The sequence below is a fragment of the Bacteroidia bacterium genome, from assembly GCA_025056095.1.
Taxonomy (GTDB): Bacteria; Bacteroidota; Bacteroidia; order JANWVE01; family JANWVE01; genus JANWVE01.
The window spans coordinates 1-7,226 of sequence record JANWVW010000141.1; the positions used below are offsets into that span (position 1 = coordinate 1).

Genomic DNA, 7,226 nt, shown 5'->3' on the forward strand with positions numbered 1-7,226 from the left:
AGCAAAATCTGTAATCACCTCTACGCCGTGCTTCATTTGGTTATGGTACAAAATCAAAACAGTTTCTAGACTTTCATTGATATTCGTGGGTGTAAGTGTTTCCTCGGCTTGTCTATGCGTGTAAGTTTTAAGTGCAGATACAATTTTCTTTGTCTTGTTGGTAGCTAACAAAATCGTATCTATATTAACTTTCAACCTTCCAATGCGAAAAAGTAAGTCTAATATCTCTTGATAGTTTTCTTGATAAAAGATAGGAATAAGACTTTCTACGTTTTGAACTAATCCTACTTGAACCAATGCAAAAGCAATGTCTGATGCATTCTGAATGTTATGTTGCTCTAAAATTTCTATAATCCGTTTTCTATGCGCTCGCTCCTCACGAGAAGTGAGTGCAACTCTTTGAGTTAGTAATTCGGAAATAGACTTTTCTAGTATTTCTTTAAGATCAATAGGAGCATCTGTATGTAAAGCCTGATGAATCAAGCGAGGTAAACTTTCCTCCATGTTTTCCGCAGATGCTTTGATAGCGCCAATAGGAGTGTTAATTTCATGGGCTACGCCTGCTACTAGTTGTCCCAAAGCAGCCATTTTTTCATTTTGTACCATTTGTGCAAAGGAGCGTTTAATTTCTTCGGTCTGCTCTTCTACCTTTTTGGCTAAATTGGCTGCTAAATCCTTTAGCTCTGCTTGGGCTTTCTTCAAAGCAGTAATATCGTTTAGCCCTGCTATAATCACTTTTTCATTGTTTAATGTCATTACTTGTCCCGATGCTAGTGCCGTAATGATACTACCATCATCTAATTTTAAGTCAATTTCTTTGTCTTCAAACTTACCTTTTTCAATTATTTCGGCAAAAACTGACTTAGCTTGCTCCTCTGAGGCGTAAAAACTAACAGTGCTTCGCCCTATAATTTCATAGACAGGTATTTTGAGTAGTTTAGCCATAGCTTGGTTAGCTTGGATAATTGTCCTATTACTTACCTTGCTAATAAACAGACCCACAGGAGCGGCTTCAAAAATTCTCTGGGCATTGGTAGCGTTACGTTCTGCTTCAGCTTGAGCTAAACGCATCTGTTCTTGAGTAGCTTGCAACTCTTCTAAATTTTGTTTTAGCTCTTCCTCTCTTGCTATCAACTCTTGGTTCTTTTGTTGAATTTGTAATTCGTTTTGAATATTCTGTAAAGCTACTGAAAGTGAGTAAGATAGCGAATATACTATATTGACCTCATCAATGCTAAATACTTTATCCCGAGTATAGAGATTCCATCCAACAAAACCGTGAAAGCGTTCCTGGACAAAAACAGGTGCAACTATCAACGCCTTTATGCCCATTGAAACAAGAATATCCTTAAACTCTCCCGAAGGTAAGTCATTGACAACAGCATGGTAAATTTGATTTTTAGCAATAACAGTGTAAAAATCACTAAACACGCTGATAGGCACCTGATACATCGCTGGATTATCAACCGCAGAAAATTCTGGACTTACAACCCATTCTATTTTCTGACTAACCGTGGCTACCTCGCTCTCTTCAAAACTATCTCTTTCAAAATAATAACCTCTTTCTAAACCTAATGTCTGACCTACTGTACGTAAAATAAACTGTATTACTTCCGATGGATTTTTTTGGGTTAATAACTGCTCATTGGCTTTGGCTGCTACACTAAACAATGCACTCTTGTAGGCTGTGCTTTCTTTCTCCCTAACCAAAGACTCCTGCATAGCCTGTAACTCCTCTAAATTCTGTTTTAGTTCCTCCTCGCGTGATGCAATTTCCTGGTTAAGTTTCTTAGTTTCGTGAAGAGATTCGATTATTTTGTCTTCATTTTGGCTATTAGTCAATGCAAGTAATGAAACCAAAGATAAGTTAATCAAACATGCAAATATCCAGTTAGCGTATTCAAGTTCCCAAGGTACAGGATTTTTTACAAACGGGTTATATTCAGGATAACGAATAACAAACTCACATATCACTACGGATAAAGTATTCACTATGCCCAAAAGAATAGGATATATTTTTTCATTCTTAAAATTAAATAAAATGAAAGGAGTAGCGATAAATACGATATTGAATAAGTGAAGTCGTCCGCCTTGTGTAAGCTCTATTAGTATGAGATGAATTACTGGTTCTGTGCATAGCAGTATCTTTCCTAAGAGAAACTTTCTTCTGTGGATGAGTATGATAATTCCTACAAAAAAAAGAAAGCTAAAAATTAAGCTGTAGAGCAGTATGTCTCTTCCGCTATAGATACCCAAAGGAATATAAATAAGCATTGTGGCACAAATGAAGTAAGCCATTCTTTGGGTAAATAGTATTCTTCTCTGCTCTGCTACAGGAATAGAGCTTTCAAGCTCTATTGACGATGCTATTGCATTTTTTAGTGATTTTTTTATCTTTTGAGTTATCATATACAGCAAAGGTTTTAGTTAAGTGCCTTTTATAACAATAAAGTAAGTTAAGTAGTTCCAATGTAATATGTAAGTATAATAGATAACTACACAATTTGTATAATATACGTATCGTAAAATACTCAAAATCAATTTTTTGTATTTAAGAATTCTATAAAATGGACTCAATAAATTACAAATTTCAAGTTTGCTGCTAGTGATTTGTATTCGGTCTAAAAAATAATAATTTTATTTTTGGGCGTGCCCCTTGCTGACGCAAGGGTCGGGGCATTCCGCACTGCGCTTCGCTTCGGTGCTTCGCTAACGCTACGCACTGCCCTTGCGGGCATGCTTCATGCCCCTCACGCAGAGGACCTGTACCATTATGTCTTTACCTTGTTTGAGCTTGAAGTACAAGCACTTACAAGCTCAAACTCTCCATAAAACACACTAAAACGTGTTTTTTGAGAGCGAAGCATAGGATATAGGGGTGCATTTGATAAAAGCAAAATTATTTTTTGCCGAAGAAAACTGAAGATACTGCCCAAGTCTACATAATTTTTTTAAGTAAAAGTGTTCAACTTTTGAAAAAATATATGTTTCGTTTGGGTTAAAAAAATCAATTTTTTATCCACTTTGGAATTTTTGATATTAGCTTTCGGGCTTTTTTACAGCTATTTTTATCTTTAATTTCTGTCTTATTGAAAGTCAGCACTTACAGTCATAGTTGGGGGAAATGCTAATATAAAGAAAATACAACCCATTTACTTGGCAATCTGATGCTTTTGAGCGGAAGACGGGATTCGAACCCGCGACGTTCACCTTGGGAAGGTGATGCTCTACCGACTGAGCTACTTCCGCAAGTGCACTGTAAGCAGTGTTCAAGTCTGCATATTAGGCTTATACAAATAAGATTTTAGGTTTTGCGTGTATGTTTATTTTGCTGCGGTTTTTGTTGAGCGGAAGACGGGATTCGAACCCGCGACATTCACCTTGGCAAGGTGATGCTCTACCAACTGAGCTACTTCCGCAAGTGTGCCGTAGGCGGGACTCGAACCCGCACCCGTATTTCTACAGACAGGATTTTAAGTCCTGCGCGTCTACCTATTCCGCCACCACGGCTTTCGTAGAGCGGAAGACGGGATTCGAACCCGCGACATTCACCTTGGCAAGGTGATGCTCTACCAACTGAGCTACTTCCGCTTAAATAAGTAGATTGCAAATATAGCCCTATTTTCAATAGATGTCAAGAATCTTTTCTTAAAAAGATAAAAAAGTTGTAGAACTTGTTGTAGATAAAAGAGTTATATCCAACAGTTATCCTGATAAGGTCAAAAACTAAAACTAACTCAAGCGTGCTTTTCAAGTCAGGACTGACTAAAAGATCATACAAAAAAATAGAATTTTGCAATAATCAGCAAAAAAATATAACTTTGTAGATATGAACACACACAAATTTGAAGAGGAGTATAAAAAATTAAATCAAAGACAAAAAAAAGCTGTAGAAGCTATAGAAGGTCCTGTAATGGTAATAGCAGGACCAGGTACAGGTAAAACACAAGTGTTATCTATGCGTATTGGCAATATTTTACGAAAGGCTTGTGTAGACCCTCAAAATATACTTTGCCTTACCTATACCGATGCAGCTAGCATAGCCATGCGAATGCGACTAAGATATTTGATTGGCGCAGAAGCTGAAAAAGTTAAAATTGCTACTTTTCATTCTTTTTGTAACGAGCTTATTCTCAATAATCCAGAAATATTCCCTGATTTTGAGCATAAAACTGTGTTAGATGAACTGACAAAAATTAAAATTCTTCGTCAAATTATTGATAAACAGCCGTATAATCATCCTGTCAAAAGTCCTAATAATCCTTATGCTCATCTTAAAAGACTCAGCAACCTGTTGGATACTCTGATAAAAGAAAGTATTTCGCTTGAAGAATTAAGAAAAGCCATAGACAAAGAAAAAGAACAAGCTAAATATAGTGAGGAATTCTTATACACACAGAATACAAATGGCTACAAGAAAGGAGACTTAAATGAAAGAAAATACCAAGAATACTGCCAAAAGTTAGAAAATACATATAAAGCCGCAGAATGTATTATTGACTACCATCAACTACTGAAAGAAAATAACTTATATACTTTTGATGACATGATTAACGAGGTTTTGAAAGCTTTTGAAGAAAACCCTGACTTTCTATCTGACTGTCAAGAGCAATTTATGTACATTTTAGTTGATGAATACCAAGACACAAGCGGTTCGCAGCAAAAAATACTCAATTATCTTACAGCTTTTTGGGGCGATCAATCTAACATTTTTGTAGTTGGCGATGAAGATCAATCTATTTTTCGTTTCCAAGGTGCCAACTTAAAAAATATGATGGACTTTATTGAAAGGTATAAAAATAGCCTACAAATTATAGTGCTGCAAGATAATTACAGAAGCACGCAAAGTATTCTTGATGCCGCCTATACGATTTTGGAAGAAAATAAAGAAAGACTGTCCTATCATGGTAGAAGCGCGCAGGACCCAAAAATTGAAGCCATATTGAACGATATTAAAAAAGATAAAAAACGCCTTTTAGCTAAAGGTCAAACTATTGATATCAAGCCCACTTTAATAACTGTACAAGATACTCGTTTAGAAGATGCTTTTATTGTCCATGAGATTCAGGAAATACAAAAAAAGCAACCACAGCTACCTTTGTCCGAAATAGCCGTTTTAGCACCCAAGAATGATAACTTGAAATCTATTGCAAATATGCTCAAAGCCTTAAGCATTCCGTATCAAATTCGTAGAGATGTTAACATACTTGAACACTATTTAATAAAGCATTTGCTAGATATTCTCTACTACATCAATCCTGCTGCAAAAGGTTTATCTGTGCGAGAGGATTTGCTCTTTCGAATTTTGATGAATCCCCTGTGGCAATTGGATTGGATAGATATTCAAAAACTTTGCTTTACTAAGCATAAAAACTTGCACAACAATCCAGAACACCAAACTTCAGCCCAATGGATAGAATATTTAGATAGTCCTCAACTATTACAAAGTATAGGCATACATGACTACGAGAGACTTTATGAAGTAGGACAAAAAATTAAACGTTGGAAATGGATAGCAATATGCTTACCTATCACGGAGGTATTACAAACGATAGTGTATGAAGGGGGCTTTGTAAGCTATGCTGTACAGCATCCTGATAAAGAAGAGTTGCTATTAGTTTTAGACTCTTTTTTTGAATATACTCAAACATGGGTGCAACGATATCCCAAAAAAAATTTTTCACAGTGGATAGAAGATATCAAAGAACATGAAGATTTTGATGTACCGATTAGAATGTCTAATTGGCTGGGTAAAGAAAAAGGTGTTTTTCTTTCTACTTATCATAGTGCGAAAGGTTTAGAATTTGAGCACGTGTATCTAATTAGGTGTGATAAAAGTTCGTGGGAATCTAAGTCCCATCAAAGTTTTGTTTTGCCTAAAATACTTGCATCCAAAATAAAAGATGAACAAGCTGATACAGAAGAAAAACGGCGCTTATTTTTTGTAGGTATGACCCGAGCAAAAAAATATCTTAACATAGTATTTTCAAAAAACGAATCTACACCTAAAAAGAAAACTCAAAAAGAAGAATTACCATGGTACAGTTTATTATCTCAAAATTCTGAGTTAATAGAAAAAAGAACGATAAGTATTCCCGAAGAGGACATTTTAAAGAAAATAGCGGAAAAATTTCAGTCTGCTGTGCTTCCTAAGCCTAATTTATCTGTAAATCAGGATATTGTAGAAATTTACCAAAAGTCTTTTACTCTATCTGCATCTCATCTAAACACATATAGATATTGCAAGCGAAAATTTTACTATCAACACATACTACGTGTACCTACAGCTCCGCATCACGCAGTGGTGTATGGGACAGCTATCCATGCAGCTTGCAAAGCGTTTCTTGAACAGCTTAGACCCCAAAACATTCCCCCCAAATCTTTGTTATTAGACCTTTTTACAGAATCCCTGTACTCACAAAAATTCATGCTTACTCCGCAGCAGTATAAAGATCGTTTGGAACAAGGTCAAAAGGAATTAGGGCGTTTTTATGAGTATTACAGCCCAAAATGGGAAAAAATGAATAATATCCTACCTGAACAGAGAATAGAAATTCCATATTATTCATTCCAAGCAGGACTCAAAACTACTTTGGTCGGAATAATAGATACGCTTTTTGAAAGTAACTCTAAGTTCACTTTGATTGACTATAAAACAGGTAGGTTAGATAAGGAAGATATTTTGCCTGTTTCATTTAATGTAGGTGGTAAAGGGGACTATTGGTGGCAAATTGCTTTTTATGCTTACTTAGCGCAAAAGAAAAATTATCCAATTGAACAAGCTAAAATTTACTTTTTTAGGGAAGCATCACAGAATGGTCAAAAAGAGGATAGTAATACTAACGAAGTAGAAATAAATTTGGGTAATGGCTATCAAGATATGGTTGAAGAAGCTATACAGATTACTCTTAAAGGTATCAAGAACGGGGATTTTGAGTGTGTGGATGGTTTAGAGGTAAAGAAAAAATGTAAAAATTGTAGCTATTATCAATTGTGTTGGTAGTAAGTGGGCTGGGTTTTTAGTTTTGGTAGGTACATAAGCATAGACAAGAGGGGGCAAAAGGTATGTTTTTTTCAAAAGCTAAACGATACTTTTCAAAATAATTCTGATTTTCTTATATTTGAGGAATATTTTTTGTTTTTCTGATGATTTTTTTGGGCGTGCCCTTGTGGGCGTTTCGCTTGCGCTCATGCCCACAAGGTCGGCGTGCTACGGGCTACGCTAA

At 35.8% G+C, this 7,226-nt stretch carries 2 protein-coding genes and 4 tRNA genes; 1 reads left to right on the forward strand and 5 read right to left on the reverse strand.

Annotated features, from left to right (window positions below):
* The 5 genes from NZ519_10015 to NZ519_10035 form a co-directional block, all read right to left on the reverse strand.
* The coding region (locus NZ519_10015) for a PAS domain-containing protein (protein ID MCS7029088.1) at nucleotides 1-2,409 on the reverse strand (2,409 nt) is incomplete at its 3' end.
* Nucleotides 2,410-3,176: 767 nt separating this feature from the next.
* Nucleotides 3,177-3,249, reverse strand: a tRNA-Gly gene (locus NZ519_10020).
* Between the two features lie 97 nt (nucleotides 3,250-3,346).
* Nucleotides 3,347-3,419: transfer RNA gene (locus NZ519_10025), tRNA-Gly, on the reverse strand.
* Nucleotides 3,420-3,424: 5 nt separating this feature from the next.
* Nucleotides 3,425-3,510: transfer RNA gene (locus NZ519_10030), tRNA-Leu, on the reverse strand.
* Nucleotides 3,511-3,518: 8 nt separating this feature from the next.
* Nucleotides 3,519-3,591: transfer RNA gene (locus NZ519_10035), tRNA-Gly, on the reverse strand.
* Nucleotides 3,592-3,829: 238 nt separating this feature from the next.
* Here NZ519_10035 and NZ519_10040 point away from each other — a divergent pair.
* On the forward strand, nucleotides 3,830-7,003 hold the full coding sequence (locus NZ519_10040) for an ATP-dependent helicase (GenBank protein ID MCS7029089.1): 3,174 nt from the start codon (nucleotides 3,830-3,832) through the stop codon (nucleotides 7,001-7,003).
* Nucleotides 7,004-7,226 lie beyond the last annotated feature (223 nt).

Bases quoted from the DNA above. Each gene is read 5' to 3' on its own strand.
- NZ519_10040 (MCS7029089.1), top strand. From the start codon at position 3,830: ATGAACACACACAAATTTGAAGAGGAGTATAAAAAATTAAATCAAAGA.